The organism is Rhizobium sp. Leaf311 (assembly GCF_001423445.1).
In the GTDB taxonomy this organism is placed as follows: domain Bacteria; phylum Pseudomonadota; class Alphaproteobacteria; order Rhizobiales; family Rhizobiaceae; genus Agrobacterium.
Genome location: NZ_LMNZ01000014.1, coordinates 1 through 19,224 on the forward strand (window position 1 = coordinate 1; position 19,224 = coordinate 19,224).

Below are 19,224 nucleotides of genomic sequence, written 5' to 3' on the forward strand. Positions count from 1 at the left end.
AACGTGACCGATCGTGCCAATGTTGACGTGCGGCTTGTTGCGCTCAAACTTGCTCTTTGCCATTAGTGGCTCTCCATTCTGGTCCCTTGAAGGGAATAAACTCTAAAATTCGTTTGGGGCGTACCCGATCACTTCTGACCGGAGTACTTTGCCTGGATTTCCTGAGCAACGTTGCTCGGAACCGGCGAATAATGATCGAAGGTCATCGAGTACTGTGCGCGGCCCTGAGACATGGAGCGCAGGTTATCGACGTACTTGAACATGTTGGCCAGCGGCACATGCGCGTTGATGACAACGGCAATACCACGGCTTTCCTGACCCTGGATCTGACCGCGACGCGAGTTCAGATCGCCGATCACGTCACCGACGTAATCTTCAGGGGTTACAACTTCGACCTTCATCATCGGCTCGAGAAGCTGTGCACCAGCCTTCTTCGCTGCTTCACGGAAGCAGGCACGCGATGCGATTTCGAACGCCAGAACCGAGGAGTCAACGTCGTGATATGCGCCGTCGATCAGGGTTGCCTTGACGCCGAGCATCGGGAAGCCAGCCAGAGGACCGGAAGACAGAACGCTTTCGATACCCTTCTGAACGCCCGGGATGTATTCCTTCGGAACAGCACCACCAACGATCTTGGACTCGAACTTGAAGTCTTCGCCTTCTGGGTTCGGTTCGAAGATGATCTTTACACGAGCGAACTGACCGGTACCACCGGACTGCTTCTTATGTGTGTAGTCTTCTTCGTGCTGACGCGTGATGGTTTCACGGTAAGCAACCTGAGGAGCGCCAACGGTAGCTTCAACCTTGAACTCGCGACGCATACGGTCAACGAGAATGTCGAGGTGAAGTTCACCCATGCCGGCGATGATCGTCTGACCAGATTCGTCGTCCGTCTTGACGCGGAACGAAGGATCTTCAGCTGCCAGGCGGTTGAGCGCGAGGCCCATCTTTTCCTGGTCGCCCTTGGTCTTAGGCTCGATAGCGATCTGGATAACCGGCTCAGGGAATTCCATGCGCTCGAGGATAACCGGCTTCAGAGGATCGCAAAGCGTATCACCTGTGGTGGTTTCCTTGAGGCCAGCCAGAGCAACGATGTCGCCAGCAAAGGCTTCTTCGATGTCTTCACGGCTATTGGAGTGCATCTGAAGCATACGGCCGACGCGCTCACGCTTGTCCTTGACCGTGTTGATGACAGATGTGCCCTTTTCCAGCTTGCCGGAATAGATACGTGCGAAGGTGAGCGAACCGACGAAGGGGTCGTTCATGATCTTGAACGCAAGCATCGAAAGCGGCTCAGAGTCGTCTGCGTGACGCTCGATTTCGGCTTCGGTCTTGAAGTCGATGCCCTTGATCGCAGGAATGTCCAGCGGCGAAGGCAGGTAATCGCAAACAGCGTCGAGCAGAGGCTGAACGCCCTTGTTCTTGAACGCGGTACCGCAGAACATCGGGTGGAACTTCACGTCGATGGTGCCGCGGCGAACGAGCGCACGGATCTTGTCGTTGTCAGGCATGTCGCCGTTCAGGTAGGCTTCCATCGCTTCTTCGTCGATCTCGACAACAGTCTCGATCAGCTTTTCACGATATTCTTCAGCCTTGGCCTTCATGTCCTCAGGGATTTCGACGACGTCCCACTGAGCGCCGAGCGATTCGTCGCGCCAGATGAGTGCGTTCATCTCGATCAGATCGACAACGCCCTTGAATTCGGTTTCTGCACCGATCGGGAGCTGCATGACAACTGCAGTGGCGCCGAGACGGGTCTTGATCATTTCTACCGAGCGGTAGAAGTCAGCACCGGTCTTGTCCATCTTGTTGCAGAAGATCATACGCGGAACGTTGTACTTCTCAGCCTGGCGCCAGACGGTTTCCGTCTGCGGCTCTACACCGGCGTTGGCGTCGAGAAGAGCGATAGCACCGTCGAGAACGCGCAGCGAACGCTCGACTTCGATCGTGAAGTCAACGTGGCCGGGGGTGTCGATGATGTTGAAACGGCGCATCTTGCCGTCGCGACCCTTCCAGAAGGTCGTCGTAGCAGCGGATGTGATCGTGATGCCACGCTCCTGCTCCTGCTCCATCCAGTCCATCGTGGCTGCGCCATCGTGAACTTCGCCGATCTTGTGCGACTTACCGGTGTAGTAAAGAATACGCTCGGTAGTGGTCGTCTTGCCGGCGTCGATATGCGCCATGATACCGAAATTGCGGTAGTCTTCGATTTTATATTCGCGAGCCATAACGGACTGCCTTTCGGATCGGTTAGATTACCAGCGGTAATGCGAGAATGCGCGGTTGGCGTCGGCCATCTTGTGCGTGTCTTCGCGCTTCTTGACGGCAGAACCGCGGTTGTTCGCAGCATCCATGAGTTCGCCGGAAAGGCGATCAACCATGGTTGTTTCGTTGCGCTTGCGCGCAGCAGCGATCAGCCAGCGGATTGCGAGTGCCTGACGGCGCTCTGGACGAACATCGACCGGAACCTGGTAGGTTGCACCACCAACGCGGCGCGAACGCACTTCAACGTGCGGAGCAACGTTGTCGAGGGCCGAATGGAACACGCCGAGCGGCTCCTGCTTCGTCTTGCCCTGCACGACGTCGAACGCGCCGTAAACGATGCTTTCTGCGACCGACTTCTTGCCGTGAAGCATGATGGCGTTCATGAACTTGGTAACGATCAGATCGCCGAACTTTGGATCCGGGTTGATCTCACGCTTTTCTGCACTATGGCGACGGGACATACTATTTGTCTCTCAACTTTGAATGACGCTTTACCACGCGGAGAACCTCGCGCAGCGCCGGAATTTGTTAAACCGAATTACTTCGGACGCTTCGCACCGTACTTCGAACGACGCTGCTTACGGTTCTTGACGCCCTGCGTATCGAGAACACCACGGATGATGTGGTAACGAACGCCCGGCAAGTCCTTTACGCGGCCGCCACGGATCATGACAACGGAGTGTTCCTGAAGGTTATGGCCTTCACCAGGAATGTAGCCGATGACTTCGAAGCCGTTGGTCAGGCGGATCTTGGCAACCTTACGAAGAGCCGAGTTAGGCTTCTTAGGGGTCGTCGTGTAAACGCGGGTGCAAACGCCACGCTTCTGTGGGTTTTCCTGCAGAGCAGGAACCTTATTACGCTTTACCTGTGCCTGACGTGGCTTGCGGATCAGCTGGTTTACGGTAGGCATATAACCATCCCTTGCAAAAACTACTTTAGCCACCCTCTCGGATGGCGGTTATACCGTTTCCGGCAACGACGCACGCATAGCCTCATGCGCAAAACGTGGCCCAATCCGGTTTTCACGGATGGACCACTCAATGCAGAGGACGTAAATCATACGTCGTGCGTGCAACATTCGTGTCTCGTACGTGTTTTTGGATCCTTGTTTGAGGTGATCTCCAGAACGAGTCGTTCCAGACGGCCAGACCTCACATTGGCTCCGATGGCGGGCGTACTACTGTTTTAGGCCGCTTTCGTCAAGGGTGAATCCAAATTTAGTCCCCCAAGCAGCGGCCTGAGACCCCTCGCCTACGGGATTTCGAAAGGCTTTTAACATAAACGCCCTCTCACCGCACGCTTTTCCCATTCCGGCCTTTGGGTTTTCATAAAACCCGTCTATTGATTCCCTTGAGGGCAAAGAAGAAGGCAGGCTGAAACCGCCTCTCCTTCACATACCCCACAATCATAGCCAGAAAAGGAATCGCGTCATGATTACAGAACCAGACAACGACAACGGACGCGACGATGCCATGGTGTTCATCGTCATCGGCAAGGCCTATGAGCGCGAAGGCGACGAAGGCATCGACATCCACGTCATCCTGAGCGCCCCCGACGATGACAGCGCCGTGCGCGAAGCGCTGAACGCCCTTTCCGAAGAAGGCTTCCTCGAAGCCGACCTCGACCAGATCGGCATGCTGACGGACGCGCCCGACGAAGAGCCCCATGCCTCGGCCTATCAGGGCGCGCTTGAGGGCGAAGTGGCGATCATCCGGTTTGCATGACCCATGACTGAGCGTGCTTTTGTTACGAGCGCGCTCAGACACCTTCAGCCAGATAGACACTGACCAGCTTGATCAACTCACTCTGTGTAGCATCATCACAGACATCGTCCCTCCGAGCTGCGTTGTGAATCACACCGTCGATAGCGTCAGACAACATCCGTCCAGAGATATGATCGCGTGCCTGCGTTTTTCGACTTCGATAGAATGCAACGGCGTTAGCGTAATAAGAAATATATTCGATCTCGAAACTACTGGCAGGATCTGAATACTTTGCAGACCCCGGCGCTTCATCCAGCAATACGCGGTGCAGGCCAGGATTGACGCTGTGAGCGGCAACCATATTCTTGACCAATCGCGTTGCGAATTCGACCGGACAGAGACCGTCAGCCACAACGCTGCGCATCACGGCCAGACAATCATCCAGGTGACGGAGCCGGATAGCATCCACCAAAGAGAGCTTGTCAGGAAAATATTGGTATAATGAACCGATGCTCACACCTGCAAGGTTGGCGACCTTATTCGTTGTGAAACCAGCATATCCATCACTTAAAACGCGAGCACCCGCCTGCACGATGATCTCGACAGTGGCGCGAGACCTGCTCTGACGTGGTTCTTTCCGCATGAAAGACGACTGCTTGGCAATGCGAGTAGACAAGTCAAATGCTCCATGGAAACATAAACACGTTACTCACGTTCTTAAACTTGCTTCGGATTTACAACAATGTCTAGTTTGCTAACCACTCTTTTCAGCTACAATGCTTGGGCTAACGCCGACCTATGCGATAAAATGAAGAGCGTCGATAGTAACGCTCATTCAAGCGAATTTGCTACTGCCCTAGGGCTGATTTGCCATTACAACGTTGTTGCAAAGATATTCTCTGGACATCTGCAAGGATTGGCCCACGGTTTTACCTCCGACACGCTGGAAGTGACCCCTCCACTTGATGAACTAAGGTCGCAAGTCTTATCGGTTGATCAATGGTATCTCGAATACATCAAGACCATTTCTGACGAATCTCTTGCTGAAACCGTCTCCTTCAGTTTTACGGACGGCGAAAAGGGATTGATGAGCCGAAAGGAAATGTTATTGCATGTAGCTTTGCACGCTACAGTTCATCGTGGCGAGGTTGCCCGCCTCCTGTGGCAACTATCGCTCACTCCGCCGTGGGAAACACTCGCCGTATTCGTCCATCAATGCGTGCCGCAGAGGCGGCTTCAAGGATTGAGCCCAACGCAGGATACCCAAGCAACACCTCGTCTATAATTACTTCAAAGGCCCAAACGCAAAAAACGCCCGGATTACTCCGGGCGTTTCTGTTTATAGAAAGCGGAGCCCCGATCAGGGCCCCTATCCCAGCCATCGTTACTCGGCAGCTGGAGCTTTCTCTGTCATGTCCTGCAGCATCTGGTTTGCGGAAGACGAGCCAGTGCTCTTCTTGCGCTCTTCGATGATGAGATCGTCGCGGCTTGTGGCGATGCGACGGATCTGGGTCATGGTGCCACCAGTACCGGCCGGGATGAGGCGGCCGACGATGACGTTTTCCTTGAGGCCCTGCAGCGTATCCGTCTTGCCGGCAATTGCAGCTTCCGTGAGAACCTTTGTGGTTTCCTGGAACGAAGCAGCCGAGATGAAGGATGGCGTCTGTAGCGATGCCTTGGTGATACCCAGAAGAACCGGGTCGCCGTAAGCAGGCTTCTTGCCTTCTTCGATCAGACGGTCGTTGTTGTCTTCCATCTCGATGCGATCAACGCTGTCGCCAACGATGTACTGCGAGTCACCTGCATCGGTGATTTCCACCTTCTGCAGCATCTGACGCACGATAACTTCGATGTGCTTGTCGTTGATGACAACGCCCTGCAAGCGGTAGACTTCCTGGATTTCGTTCACGAGGTAGGAAGCCAGAGCCTCTACACCCTTGATCGCCAGAATGTCGTGCGGTGCCGGGTTGCCATCGAGAATGTACTCGCCCTTTTCGATGTAGTCGCCTTCCTGAAGATGGAAGGGCTTGCCCTTCGGGATCAGGTATTCGACTGGCTCGACGCCATCTTCCGCAGGCTCGATCTGAACGCGACGCTTGTTCTTGTAGTCGCGGCCCAGACGGATCGTACCATCGATTTCGGCGATGATAGCGTGATCCTTTGGACGACGCGCTTCGAAGAGTTCGGCAACGCGCGGCAGACCACCGGTGATGTCCTTGGTCTTGGCGCTTTCCAGCGGCGAACGTGCAAGCACATCACCCTGGAAGACCTTCTGACCAGGCTCGACCGACAGAATAGCATCAACCGAAAGCTGGAAGCGGGCTTCACCGCCACGGGAGAGCTTCGCGACAGCGCCGGAAGCATCCTTGATGACGATCGATGGCTTGAGGTCCGAACCACGTGGTGTCGAACGCCAGTCAATAACCTGACGCTTGGTGATACCGGTGGATTCGTCGGTCGCTTCGAGAACGGAGAGACCATCGACCAGATCTTCGAAGTGAACTGTACCTTCCACTTCCGTCATCATTGGACGGGTGTAAGGGTCCCACTCTGCCAGACGCTGGCCGCGCTTGACCTTGTCGCCATCATCCACGAACAGCTTCGAACCGTAGGCAACACGCTGCGACGAACGCTCGACGCCACGCTCATCGAGAATGGTGACGGACATGTTACGGCCCATCGCGATGAGAACGCCTTCGGAGTTGCGCAGGCTGTTGCGGTTCTTGATCTGGATCGTGCCTTCGTAAGACGCTTCCAGGAACGACTGGTCGACCACGTTTGCCGTACCGCCAAGGTGGAAGGTACGCATGGTGAGCTGCGTGCCGGGTTCACCGATGGACTGAGCGGCGATAACGCCCACGGCTTCACCCATGTTGACAGGTGTACCGCGAGCAAGGTCACGACCGTAGCAGACGCCGCAGACACCGACCTGAATTTCGCAGGTCAGGGCAGAGCGGATGCGAACGGACTGAATGCCAGCCTTTTCGATGATTGCAACTTCGGCTTCGTCGATCAGCTTGCCGGCCTTGACGATGTTCTCGCCCGTGACCGGGTTGTCGATATCATCAAGAGCCGTACGACCGAGGATACGGGCGCCGAGCGAAGCAACAACCTGACCGGCATCGACGATGGCAGTCATGGTGAGGCCCTTGTCGGTGCCGCAATCCTTGGAGTTGACGATGCAATCCTGCGCGACGTCAACGAGACGACGTGTCAGGTAACCGGAGTTCGCCGTCTTCAGGGCCGTGTCTGCAAGACCCTTACGGGCACCGTGCGTCGAGTTGAAGTACTCGTTAACGGTCAGACCTTCCTTAAAGTTGGAAATGATCGGCGTTTCGATGATTTCGCCCGATGGCTTGGCCATAAGACCACGCATACCACCCAGCTGACGCATCTGGTTCGGTGAACCACGCGCACCGGAGTGGGACATCATGTAGATGGCATTCATCGGCTTCTGACGACCGGTCTCAGGATCAAACTCGACAGCCTTAATGCGGGCCATCATGTCTTCCGCGACCTTTTCAGTTGCCTTGCCCCAGGCGTCAACGACCTTGTTGTACTTTTCGCCCTGTGTGATCAGACCGTCATTGTACTGCTGTTCGTATTCCTTGACCAGGGTTTCGGTGTCACCGACGATCTTGACCTTGGTCTCCGGAATGATCATGTCGTCCTTGCCGAAGGAAATACCGGCGCGGCAGGCATGGGTAAAGCCGAGCTGCATGATGCGGTCACAGAAAATGACCGTGTCTTTCTGGCCGCAGTGACGGTAGACCGTGTCGATCATCTTGGAGATGTTCTTCTTGGTCATTTCCTGGTTGCAGGTTTCGAAAGGCACGTTGACGTTCTTCGGCAGAAGTTCGCCAATGATCATGCGGCCAGGTGTCGTCTCATAGATCTTCGAAACCGGCTTGCCATCGGCATCAACGGTCTTGAAGCGGCCACGAATCTTCGCATGAAGCGTCACGACCTTGTTTTCAAGCGCGTGATGCAACTCGCCCATGTCAGAGAAAGCCATGCCTTCGCCGGGCTCGTTCTGGTTCATGATCGACAGATAGTAGAGGCCGAGAACCATGTCCTGCGACGGAACGATGATCGGCTGACCGTTTGCAGGGTGCAGAATGTTGTTGGTCGACATCATCAGCACGCGTGCTTCCAGCTGCGCTTCGAGCGACAGTGGAACGTGAACAGCCATCTGGTCACCGTCGAAGTCGGCGTTGAAGGCCGTGCAGACGAGCGGATGAAGCTGGATTGCCTTGCCTTCGACCAGCATGGGTTCGAAGGCCTGGATGCCCAGACGGTGCAGCGTTGGAGCGCGGTTCAACAGAACCGGATGCTCGCGGATGACCTCATCGAGGATATCCCAGACTTCCGGCTTTTCCTTTTCAACCAGCTTCTTGGCCTGCTTGACGGTGGAGGAGTAACCCTTCGCATCAAGGCGGGCATAGATGAACGGCTTGAACAGCTCGAGCGCCATCTTCTTTGGCAGACCGCACTGGTGAAGCTTGAGCTCAGGACCAGTCACGATAACCGAACGACCGGAATAGTCGACACGCTTGCCGAGAAGGTTCTGACGGAAGCGACCCTGCTTGCCCTTGAGCATGTCGGAGAGTGACTTCAGCGGACGCTTGTTCGCACCCGTGATGACGCGACCGCGACGGCCGTTATCGAACAGCGCATCGACGGATTCCTGCAACATACGCTTTTCGTTGCGGATGATGATGCCAGGCGCACGAAGCTCGATCAGGCGCTTCAGACGGTTGTTACGGTTGATCACGCGACGATAGAGATCGTTAAGGTCAGAGGTCGCAAAACGGCCACCATCCAGCGGAACCAGCGGACGCAGGTCCGGTGGAATGACTGGAACAACCTTCATGATCATCCACTCGGGACGATTGCCAGATTCCATGAAGTTCTCAACAATCTTGAGGCGCTTCATGAATTTCTTCTGCTTAAGATCGGATGTCGTCTCGGCAAGCTCGGTGCGCAGGTCACCAGCAATCTTTTCGAGATTCATCGAAGCCAGCATTTCGTAGATGGCTTCAGCACCAATCATGGCGGTAAACTGATCTTCGCCGAATTCATCGACGGCGATCATGTATTCTTCTTCGTTCAGAAGCTGGTTCTGCTTCAAGGACGTCAGGCCGGGTTCGGTGACGATGTAGTTCTCGAAATACAGAACGCGCTCGACATCCTTCAGCGTCATGTCGAGCAATGTCGAGATACGAGACGGAAGCGACTTCAGGAACCAGATATGGGCAACGGGCGCAGCCAGTTCGATATGGCCCATGCGCTCACGGCGAACGCGCGACAGCGTGACTTCGACGCCGCACTTTTCGCAGATGATGCCCTTGTACTTCATACGCTTGTACTTGCCGCACAAGCACTCATAGTCCTTGATCGGTCCGAAGATACGCGCGCAGAAAAGACCGTCACGCTCTGGCTTGAACGTACGGTAGTTGATGGTTTCCGGCTTCTTGATCTCGCCATAAGACCAGGAAAGGATTTTTTCCGGGCTGGCGATCGAAATCCGGATGGAATCGAAGTGCTGCGCCGGTACCGACGGGTTGAAAAGGTTCATGACCTCTTGGTTCATGCCTGTCTCCTTAGGGGTTTGGCCCCTTGCTTGCATCTGGCACGGTGAGTCCGCATCACCGACCAATGCCTAAAACATGATTAACCGCAAAATGCGGCGGAAGTTTCTCCCCGGAGGCCAGGCCTCGGGTGAAACTGGCAGGCACCCCAAAAGGTGCCTGCCATTCTGTTTCGTTATTCCGCCGCGTCAGGCAGCTGATCCGCCGCATTGGCGTCGTCGAGCTTCGAATTCTCGAGTTCGACGCTGAGACCAAGCGAGCGCATTTCCTTGACGAGAACGTTGAAGCTCTCCGGAATGCCGGCTTCGAAGGTGTCGTCGCCACGGACGATTGCTTCGTAAACCTTGGTACGGCCCGCCACGTCGTCCGACTTGACGGTGAGCATTTCCTGCAACGTGTAGGCTGCACCGTAAGCTTCCAGAGCCCAGACTTCCATTTCCCCGAAGCGCTGACCGCCGAACTGCGCCTTACCACCCAGCGGCTGCTGGGTAACGAGCGAGTAAGGACCGATCGAACGGGCATGGATCTTGTCGTCGACCAAGTGGTTCAGCTTGATCATGTACATGTAGCCGACGGTTACCTTACGGTCGAAGGTTTCACCGGTACGGCCATCATACAGAACAGACTGACCGGACTCATTCAGACCGGCTCTGGTCAACATGGCGGCAACGTCGGGCTCATGCGCACCGTCGAAGACCGGCGTCGCAATGGAAACGCCCTTCTTGGACTGCTCGGCAAGACGGATCAGGGACTCGTCATCAAACTGCGAGACTTCATCCTTGGCTTCCGATGCGTAGACTTCCGTCAGTTCGCGCTTCAGATCGGTGATGTCGAGTGTCTTGTGATACTCTTCCAGCATGTCGCCGATCTTCTTGCCCATACCGGCGCAAGCCCATGCGAGATGCGTTTCGAGAATCTGACCGACGTTCATGCGCGAAGGCACGCCCAGCGGGTTCAAGCAGATGTCGACATGCGTACCATCTTCCAGGAACGGCATATCTTCGACAGGCACGATACGCGAGACAACGCCCTTGTTACCGTGACGGCCAGCCATCTTGTCGCCCGGCTGGATCTTGCGCTTAACAGCAACGAAGACCTTGACCATCTTCATGACGCCCGGAGGCATTTCATCGCCGCGCTGAACCTTCTCGACCTTGTCCATGAAGCGCTGTTCAAGGCGCGACTTGGATTCGTCGTACTGACCGCGAAGCGCTTCCAGCTCGGACTGAGCCTTTTCGTCTTCAACGGCGAACATCCACCACTGCGAGCGGGGATATTCGGATACGACGGCGTTCGAAAGCTCGACGCCCTTCTTGAAGCCCTTCGGACCAGCAATCGAAACCTGTCCACGGAGCATCTCAATCAGACGACCGTAGACGTTACGATCCAGGATAGCCTGTTCGTCGTCGCGGTCCTTGGCTAGACGTTCGATTTCCTCGCGCTCGATTGCCATCGCACGCTCGTCTTTCTCGACGCCGTGGCGGTTGAACACGCGGACTTCGACGACAGTACCAAACGTGCCCGGAGGCATGCGCATGGATGTGTCGCGAACGTCGGAAGCCTTTTCACCGAAGATGGCGCGCAGAAGCTTTTCTTCCGGCGTCATCGGGCTCTCGCCCTTCGGCGTGATCTTGCCGACGAGGATGTCGCCAGGCTGAACTTCCGCACCGATGTAAACGATACCGGCTTCGTCGAGGTTCTTCAGCGCTTCTTCCGAGACGTTCGGAATATCGCGCGTGATTTCTTCAGGACCAAGCTTGGTGTCGCGGGCCATCACTTCGAATTCTTCGATGTGGATGGAGGTGAACACGTCGTCGGAGACGATGCGCTCGGACATCAGGATCGAGTCTTCGTAGTTGTAACCGTTCCAAGGCATAAACGCGACGAGCGCGTTGCGGCCAAGCGCCAAGTCACCGAGGTCGGTCGAAGGACCGTCAGCGATGATGTCACCCTTATTCAGAACGTCGCCAACGGCGACCAGCGGACGCTGGTTGACGCAGGTGTTCTGGTTGGAGCGCTGGAACTTCTGCAGACGATAGATATCGACGCCGGACTTGCCTGCATCGAGGTCTTCGGTTGCACGGATAACGATACGCGTTGCGTCGACCTGGTCGACCACACCGCCACGACGGGCAGCAATGGCAGCGCCGGAGTCACGGGCAACGATCGGCTCCATGCCGGTTCCAACGAACGGAGCTTCCGCACGCAGAAGCGGAACGGCCTGACGCTGCATGTTCGAGCCCATGAGAGCACGGTTGGCGTCGTCGTTTTCCAGGAATGGAATGAGAGCCGCAGCGACCGAAACCAGCTGCTTCGGCGAAACGTCCATCAGGTTGATGTTGTCACGCGGAGCCAGCATAACTTCGCCGGAGTGACGGCAAACGACGAATTCTTCCGTAAACGCGCCTTCAGCGTCCAGTTCAGCATTCGCCTGCGCAACGTAATACTTCGCCTCTTCCATAGCGGAGAGGTAGATGACGTCTGTTGTCACCTTGCCGTCGATGATCTTGCGGTACGGGCTTTCGATAAAGCCGTACTTGTTGACGCGGGCAAAGGTTGCAAGCGAGTTGATCAGACCGATGTTCGGGCCTTCCGGCGTTTCGATCGGGCAAATACGACCGTAGTGGGTCGGGTGAACGTCGCGGACTTCGAAGCCTGCGCGCTCGCGGGTCAGACCACCCGGTCCAAGAGCCGAAAGACGGCGCTTGTGGGTGATTTCCGAAAGCGGGTTCACCTGGTCCATGAACTGCGACAGCTGCGAGGAGCCGAAGAATTCGCGAACGGCAGCAGCGGCAGGCTTTGCGTTGATCAGATCCTGCGGCATCACGGTGTCGATTTCGATCGAGGACATACGTTCCTTGATCGCACGTTCCATGCGCAGCAGACCCAGACGGTACTGGTTCTCCATCAACTCACCGACCGAGCGGACACGACGGTTACCGAGGTTGTCGATATCGTCGATTTCGCCCTTGCCGTCGCGCAGTTCGACAAGCATCTTGACCACAGCCAGGATGTCTTCCTTGCGCAGCGTGCGCACGGTGTCTTCTGCATCGAGATCGAGGCGCATGTTCATCTTCACGCGGCCAACCGCGGAAAGGTCATAGCGCTCGCTATCGAAGAACAGCGAGTTGAACATGGCTTCGGCCGAATCCATGGTCGGTGGCTCACCCGGACGCATGACGCGGTAGATGTCGAACAGAGCTTCCTGACGGTTCTCGTTCTTGTCTGCAGCCAGCGTGTTGCGGATGTAGGCGCCAACATTGACGTGGTCGATGTTGAGGATCTGGATTTCGTCGAAACCCGAGTCCAGCATCAACTTCAGCGTCTTCTCGTCGATTTCGTCGCCGGCTTCGAGATAGATTTCACCCGTCTCGTAGTTGACGATGTCTTCGGCCAGGTAATTGCCGTAGAGATCTTCGTCGGTCGCCTTGAGGAACTTCAGGCCCTTGTCGGAGAGCTGGCGCAGCAGACGCGGCGTCAGCTTTTTGCCGGCTTCGACAACGACTTCGCCTGTGTCAGCGTCGACCAGTTCGGTGATTGCCTTGGCACCCTTCAGCACGTCAGGCTGATAAGGGAAACGCCAGCCATCGCCGTCACGGGTGTAGGCAGCCTTCGTGTAGAAGGTCGACAGGATTTCTTCGCCATCCATGCCAAGCGCCATCAGAAGCGATGTTGCAGGCAGCTTGCGACGACGGTCGATACGTGCGTAAACGACATCCTTGGCGTCGAATTCGATATCGAGCCAGGAACCGCGATATGGGATGACGCGAGCAGCAAACAGAAGCTTGCCGGACGAGTGGCTCTTGCCCTTGTCGTGGTCGAAGAAGACGCCCGGCGAACGGTGCATCTGCGAAACGATGACGCGCTCCGTACCGTTGACGATGAACGTACCGTTGTTGGTCATGAGCGGCATGTCGCCCATGTAGACGGACTGTTCCTTGATGTCCTTGATGGACTTTGCGCCTGTATCTTCATCGATATCAAACACGATGAGGCGCAGCGTCACCTTGAGCGGCGCTGCGTAGGTCAGATCGCGCTGACGGCATTCCTCGACGTCGAACTTCGGTGCTTCGAATTCGTAGGATACGAATTCGAGCATGGACGCACCGGAGAAGTCGGTGATCGGGAATACGGACTTGAATACGGCATTCAATCCCTCGTCGGGACGACCGCCCTTGGGCTCGTCAACCATGAGAAACTGGTCGTACGAAGCCTTCTGAACCTCGATGAGGTTCGGCATTTCCGCTACTTCTGGAATTTTGCCGAAAAACTTGCGTACGCGCCTGCGACCGTTAAACGAAAGGGTCTGAGCCATCGTCGCTCCTTTAAAATTGCATCCGGGCCTGCAACGGACGGGAACCGCTGGCCAGTCGATCCCGTCAATCCAATGAGTGTCTTCAATCTCGTTTCACGTCCCGAATTGTAAGGCCGGATTGCCTGTACAGCGCGGTTCGAAACCATTCTCTTGAAGAACCCATTACCCAAAAGCCATTTTCACGCGGCTTTTGGGTAAAAAGTTCGGTAGAAATGTAAACAGGAGACGGCGCGAACGCCGCCTCCCGAACATTCCAAGATTACTTAACGTCGATCTTGGCGCCTGCGTCTTCAAGCTTCTTCTTGAGGTCAGCAGCTTCAGCCTTGGAAACGGCTTCCTTGACAGGCTTAGGAGCGCCTTCAACGAGGTCCTTAGCTTCCTTCAGGCCGAGACCTGTGATAGCGCGGACTTCCTTGATGACGTTGATCTTGTTGGCGCCAGCGTCAACCAGGATAACGTCAAATTCTGTCTTTTCTTCTTCAGCAGGAGCAGCAGCAGCACCGCCAGCAGCAGCAACAGCTACTGGAGCAGCGGCGGAAACGCCCCACTTTTCTTCGAGAAGCTTGGACAGTTCTGCAGCTTCCAGAACGGTCAATGCGGAGAGGTCGTCAACGATCTTAGCGAGATCAGCCATGTTATAGTTCCTTTAATTCGGTTCGAACCGGTTTGAATATTTACAGCGAAAAACCGCCTTAAGCGGCTTCGTCCTTCTTGGAGTATGCCGAGAACACGCGGGCAAGCTGGCTTGCCGGTGCCGAAACAACCGTAGCGATACGCGTAGCAGGGGCGTTGAGTAGGCCCAGCAGCTTTCCGCGCAGCTCGTCCAACGAAGGCAGGGTCGCAAGCGACTTGACTGCATCAGCGTTGAGCGTAGTTGCCCCCATGGCGCCGCCGAGAACAACGACCTTGTCGTTCGTCTTAGCGAAGTCCATGACGACTTTCGGAGCAATCATAGGGTCAGTGCTGTATGCAATCAGCGTCTGTCCCTTGAAGAGATCGATGATCCCTTCCGACTCCGTACCCTGAAGAGCGATCTTGGCCAGGCGGTTCTTCGCGACCTTGACGGTGCCGCCAGCAGCACGCATTTTCGAACGAAAATCGTTCATCTGCGCAACTGTGACACCAGCATAGTGGGCCACGACAACTGAACCGGAAGCCTTGAAGACTTCGTTCAGCTCCGTGACGAATTCGCGTTTTTCCGCTCTTTCCACTGTCTGTCTCCAGTAGATGGGAACACATTGAACTGTGAGCCCATCGGGTTTGCCTTTGCCTCAAGAGATCTTGTTGCCAAAATCTCAAGCGACGCTTGAGGATCCTGTCCCCCGCTCTGTCGCCGCAAACGGCTTCAGGCACAGGCACATCAGGTTCGAACCGGATTATTAGGCATCTTCAGATGCGAAAATCCGGGCCTTACCCGTCTCATGCAGGCTAATGATTAAGGCCTAGATCCCGAAGGAAATGGGCCGCCAGCAATCTCGGACAGGAATTCCAGGTTTCCCTGGAAATTTCCGGCCCTTGCGAGCCGGAAATCTTGTTTGCCGCATCCCGCAAGGGACGTAGCGAATTGATTAGGCCGTAACCGACGATAGCTCGATGCGAACGCCTGGACCCATGGTCGAGGAGATCGCTACGCGCTTGACGTAGTTGCCCTTTGCGCCAGCTGGCTTCGCCTTGATGACGGCGTCAGCAAAAGCCTTGATGTTTTCTTCGAGTGCCTTGGCATCGAAGGAAGCCTTGCCGATGCCGGCGTGTACGATACCGGCCTTTTCGACGCGGAATTCGACAGCGCCGCCCTTGGAAGCCTTGACAGCTCCAGCAACGTCCATCGTAACCGTACCGACCTTCGGGTTAGGCATCATGCCGCGTGGGCCGAGAACCTTGCCGAGACGACCGACGAGAGGCATCATGTCAGGAGTGGCGATAACGCGATCGAAGTCGATCTTGCCGCCCTGAACGATTTCCAGCAGGTCTTCTGCACCAACGATGTCTGCACCAGCAGCCTTGGCTTCATCAGCCTTGGCGCCACGAGCAAAAACTGCGACGCGAACGTCACGGCCTGTGCCGTTTGGCAGGTTGACAACGCCGCGAACCATCTGGTCTGCGTGACGTGGGTCAACACCGAGGTTCATGGACACTTCAACGGTTTCGTCGAACTTGGCCACTGCCCGTTCCTTGACCATCGAGATGGCGTCGGTGAGGACGTAGAGGGTCTTTGGATCAACGCCTTCGCGGATCTTCTGTACGCGCTTTGCAAGCTTTGCCATGATCAACCTACCACTTCCAGGCCCATGGCGCGGGCAGAGCCCTCAACCATAGCCATTGCGCCTTCGATGTTGGCTGCGTTCAGATCCTTCATCTTGGCTTCAGCGATCGTCTTGACCTGAGCCTTGGTGATGGAGCCGACCTTGGCGCCCTTGCCAGGCGTCTTGGAACCGGAGGTGATCTTCGCTTCCTTCTTCAACCAGTACGTCATTGGCGGCTGCTTCATGACGAAGGTGAAGGACTTGTCCTGGTAATAGGTGATGACGACCGGAATCGGCATACCCTTTTCCATTTCCTGCGTAGCAGCGTTGAACGCCTTGCAGAATTCCATGATGTTAATGCCACGCTGACCAAGCGCAGGACCAATTGGCGGGGACGGGTTGGCCGATCCTGCCTTGACCTGAAGCTTGAGCTGGCCTGCAACTTTCTTAGCCATATCTCTCTGCCTTTCAAATCGAACCGGTTACCCGGCTCATATGCCGGAAAATCCGGCGGCTGCGGTTGCGTGGTGCGATCCCTGCCCCGGCTTGAGAGCCAGGAAATCTTCCACGCGTTATGCGGACTTGCCGCATCACATCAGTTGGAAAGCAATGACTTGCCTGTTCTTCCTGATGAATTGGATGAAAGGCGCAAGCGCCTTTCCGATCTCGTCAAACCTTCTCGACCTGAGCATATTCCAGCTCAACCGGTGTCGCACGACCGAAGATCGAAACTTCCACCTTCAGGCGCGAACGCTCTTCATCGACATCCTGAACCACACCGTTGAACGATGCGAACGGACCATCGGAGACGCGAACCTGCTCGCCGATTTCGAACGATACCGAAGACTTCGGACGCTCGACGCCTTCCTGAACCTGACCGAGAATCCGGTCTGCTTCAGAATCTGGAATCGGAACAGGCTTGTTATCCGAACCCAGAAAGCCCGTAACCTTGGGCGTATTCTTGATGAGGTGGTAAGCCTCATCCGTCAGGTTGGCGCGCACCAGCACGTAACCCGGGAAAAACTTGCGCTCGCTATCGACCTTGCGACCACGACGAACCTCGACAACCTTTTCGGTCGGCACGAGGATTTTCTCAAACAAATGATCAAGGCCCTTCTGACGAACCTTCTCTTCGATCGACTCAGCGACCTTCTTTTCGAAGTTCGAATATGCCTGAACGATATACCAACGCGCTGCCATCTTTACTCTCCGCTCAATTCGTTACCGGCCGACGCTCAGAACGAGACTGAGCAACCAGCCGATAAGCTGGTCAGCCGCAAAGAAGAACAGTGCCGCAAAGATGACCATAACCAGCACCATAGCCGTAGAAATCATCGTTTCGCGGCGCGACGGCCAAGTGATCTTCGACGCTTCGGCGCGAACCTGCTGCAGAAACGTAAACGGATTGGTTTTGGATGCCATTGACTGCCCACGCAATTACGGCACGTAAAGCCGATACTAATCAGCCCCACGCACCGCGTGTCTGTTTTGACCTACATAAACGCCGATTCCCAATTTAACAAGAGGAAATCGACATTCGGCGAATTTGACCGGTACACCGGCACCTCACCTGCCCTGCAGCGATGCCCCGCGCTTGCGGATGAGGAATGGCAGGGGCAGTAAGGCTCGAACTTACGACCTGCGGTTTTGGAGACCGCCGCTCTACCAACTGAGCTATACCCCTGCAGCACCGAAACCGGGGACACTAAACCGCGTCCCTCAATCGGTATGCCGCTCTTTAAAGCGCGAATAAAAGAATGGCAAGGGTGTTTTTGATTTTTTCCACCAACACCCTGCGGATTCCATTTATCTCACGTCTTCACATAGTTGCGCCAGTTGTGCTCTTCCTTGAAGCCGAGGACTTCGCGGATCTTGCGGTTGGAATAAAGTCCTTCTCCCTCTTCCAACTCGCGGGTAAACGGGACATCCGGGAAATATCGACGGGCGAGCTCTGTCGCAGGCACGTCGGCGGTCGGCGTGTCATTTGCGGCGTTGAAGACCTGAAATCCCAGCCCGTCCTTTTCCACACAAAGATAGCAGATCTGGCCGAGGTCACGGGCATCGATGTAATTCCAGGCGTTGCGCTTGCGGCTTTCCGGATCGGCCAGGAACGCAGGGAACTTATCATATTCATGCGGCTCGATGACATTGCCGATTCGCAGCGCATAGATATCGATCCCGAAACGCTCCGCGAACGCCCTGGCCGTCTTTTCATTCACGACCTTTGACAGTCCATAGGAATCCATCGGGTCGACATCATAGTCTTCTTCAAGCGGGAACTGGTGGGCATCCTTGTGGCCTTCGGCGAAGCAGATGCCGTAGGTTGTCTCGGATGAGGCTATGATGATCTTGCTGATGCCGAGCTTCGCCGCGGCTTCGATGACATTATACGTACCCATCGTGTTGACGCGGAATGTTTCGTTGTCCGGCTTGATCAGGATGCGCGGTATGGCAGCAAAGTGGATCACCGCATCATAGGGGACCACACCCCTGCCCGTCTCCAGATCGGCGAAATCACGATGCATGGATAGCGCGTTGAACACTTGTCCGCTGTCGGTGACATCGACAGTCAGGTTGGTCACGCCAGGACTTTCCAGCGGGACTAGGTCGAGATTGTGGACTTCGTATCCGTTCGCCACGAGCCAGGGCACGACATGCTTGCCCGCCTTGCCGGAGCCGCCCGTGAATAGAATGCGCTTTGCCATGAAATCTCTCCCGACGCTTTAAACAGGAGGGATAGGTAAGGACTTTATCCAGCGGCACAAGGGCCAATATCTCGGTTCGGCGACAAACAAAAAAGCCCCGCTGTTTCCAGCGGGGCTTTCGTTTCTCCCTTACGGGAAAAGATTACTCGACGATCGAAGCAACGATGCCAGCGCCGCGTGCAAATCGCGCTTGCGCGCCATTTGCACATCTTTGTTGCCGTCGGCAGGCTTTCGGCATCGCCTATCGATTGTTATTCAACAATCGAGGCAACGATGCCGGCGCCGACGGTACGGCCGCCTTCGCGGATAGCGAAGCGCAGCTTTTCTTCCATCGCGATCGGAACGATCAGCTCAACAGCAACGGTAACGTTGTCGCCTGGCATAACCATTTCCGTGCCTTCT

At 55.7% G+C, this 19,224-nt stretch carries 15 protein-coding genes, 1 tRNA gene and 2 pseudogenes; 2 read left to right on the forward strand and 16 right to left on the reverse strand.

All coding sequences use genetic code 11. The features are described 5' to 3' along the window. The 4 genes and pseudogenes from ASF69_RS23375 to rpsL all read right to left on the reverse strand — a co-directional run. A pseudogene (locus ASF69_RS23375) lies at positions 1 to 63 on the reverse strand (elongation factor Tu); the annotation flags it as partial. Positions 64 to 128: 65 nt separating this feature from the next. Further along, a complete protein-coding gene (gene fusA, locus ASF69_RS14895) occupies positions 129 to 2,228 on the reverse strand; it encodes an elongation factor G (RefSeq protein WP_062588812.1) in 2,100 nt (699 codons plus the stop codon). 27 nt (positions 2,229 to 2,255) lie between these two features. Then, positions 2,256 to 2,726 carry a 30S ribosomal protein S7 gene (rpsG, locus tag ASF69_RS14900; RefSeq protein ID WP_062588813.1) on the reverse strand — a complete coding sequence of 157 codons (471 nt, stop codon included), beginning with the start codon at positions 2,724 to 2,726 and terminating at the stop codon, positions 2,256 to 2,258. Positions 2,727 to 2,803: 77 nt separating this feature from the next. Next, complete coding sequence (gene rpsL, locus ASF69_RS14905; protein ID WP_003507760.1) at positions 2,804 to 3,175, reverse strand: 30S ribosomal protein S12; 372 nt, start codon at positions 3,173 to 3,175, stop codon at positions 2,804 to 2,806. Positions 3,176 to 3,695: 520 nt separating this feature from the next. Between rpsL and ASF69_RS14910 the strand changes: the two genes are divergently transcribed. Then, positions 3,696 to 3,989, forward strand: coding sequence for a hypothetical protein (locus tag ASF69_RS14910; protein WP_062450737.1), 294 nt, complete (start codon positions 3,696 to 3,698; stop codon positions 3,987 to 3,989). 34 nt (positions 3,990 to 4,023) lie between these two features. Here the strand turns inward: ASF69_RS14910 and ASF69_RS14915 are convergent, their stop codons facing one another. Continuing rightward, positions 4,024 to 4,644 (reverse strand): TetR/AcrR family transcriptional regulator, encoded by a 621-nt coding sequence (locus tag ASF69_RS14915; RefSeq protein ID WP_348271380.1) that lies wholly within the window; start codon positions 4,642 to 4,644, stop codon positions 4,024 to 4,026. 66 nt (positions 4,645 to 4,710) lie between these two features. Between ASF69_RS14915 and ASF69_RS22780 the strand changes: the two genes are divergently transcribed. Then, entirely contained in the window at positions 4,711 to 5,253 is a 543-nt protein-coding gene (locus ASF69_RS22780; RefSeq protein WP_082469746.1) for a DinB family protein, read from the forward strand. 99 nt (positions 5,254 to 5,352) lie between these two features. Here ASF69_RS22780 and rpoC read toward each other — a convergent pair whose 3' ends face one another. From rpoC to tuf, 11 genes and pseudogenes are all read right to left on the reverse strand, one after another. Beyond that, a complete protein-coding gene (gene rpoC, locus ASF69_RS14925) occupies positions 5,353 to 9,561 on the reverse strand; it encodes a DNA-directed RNA polymerase subunit beta' (RefSeq protein ID WP_062588817.1) in 4,209 nt (1,402 codons plus the stop codon). A 173-nt stretch (positions 9,562 to 9,734) separates the two neighbouring features. Next, positions 9,735 to 13,874, reverse strand: coding sequence for a DNA-directed RNA polymerase subunit beta (gene rpoB, locus ASF69_RS14930; RefSeq protein ID WP_062588819.1), 4,140 nt, complete (start codon positions 13,872 to 13,874; stop codon positions 9,735 to 9,737). A gap of 259 nt (positions 13,875 to 14,133) precedes the next feature. Further along, complete coding sequence (gene rplL, locus ASF69_RS14935; RefSeq protein WP_062588821.1) at positions 14,134 to 14,508, reverse strand: 50S ribosomal protein L7/L12; 375 nt, start codon at positions 14,506 to 14,508, stop codon at positions 14,134 to 14,136. Positions 14,509 to 14,566: 58 nt separating this feature from the next. After that, positions 14,567 to 15,085, reverse strand: a complete 519-nt coding sequence (rplJ, locus tag ASF69_RS14940; RefSeq protein WP_062588823.1) for a 50S ribosomal protein L10 — start codon at positions 15,083 to 15,085, stop codon at positions 14,567 to 14,569. A 357-nt stretch (positions 15,086 to 15,442) separates the two neighbouring features. Beyond that, positions 15,443 to 16,138 (reverse strand): 50S ribosomal protein L1, encoded by a 696-nt coding sequence (gene rplA / locus ASF69_RS14945; RefSeq protein WP_062588825.1) that lies wholly within the window; start codon positions 16,136 to 16,138, stop codon positions 15,443 to 15,445. A gap of 2 nt (positions 16,139 to 16,140) precedes the next feature. Then, positions 16,141 to 16,572, reverse strand: coding sequence for a 50S ribosomal protein L11 (gene rplK, locus ASF69_RS14950; RefSeq protein ID WP_062588826.1), 432 nt, complete (start codon positions 16,570 to 16,572; stop codon positions 16,141 to 16,143). Between the two features lie 214 nt (positions 16,573 to 16,786). Beyond that, the gene (gene nusG, locus ASF69_RS14955) at positions 16,787 to 17,317 is read right to left on the reverse strand and encodes a transcription termination/antitermination protein NusG (protein WP_045232861.1); all 531 of its coding nucleotides are present in this window, start codon (positions 17,315 to 17,317) and stop codon (positions 16,787 to 16,789) included. A 21-nt stretch (positions 17,318 to 17,338) separates the two neighbouring features. Next, the gene (gene secE, locus ASF69_RS14960; protein WP_042618546.1) at positions 17,339 to 17,539 is read right to left on the reverse strand and encodes a preprotein translocase subunit SecE; all 201 of its coding nucleotides are present in this window, start codon (positions 17,537 to 17,539) and stop codon (positions 17,339 to 17,341) included. Positions 17,540 to 17,725: 186 nt separating this feature from the next. Beyond that, positions 17,726 to 17,801 (reverse strand) — tRNA-Trp (locus ASF69_RS14965). 127 nt (positions 17,802 to 17,928) lie between these two features. Beyond that, positions 17,929 to 18,822: an NAD(P)-dependent oxidoreductase gene (locus ASF69_RS14970; protein WP_062588828.1), complete on the reverse strand. Its 894-nt coding sequence runs from the start codon at positions 18,820 to 18,822 to the stop codon at positions 17,929 to 17,931. 251 nt (positions 18,823 to 19,073) lie between these two features. Continuing rightward, positions 19,074 to 19,224 (reverse strand): annotated as a pseudogene (tuf, locus tag ASF69_RS22785) (elongation factor Tu); the annotation flags it as partial.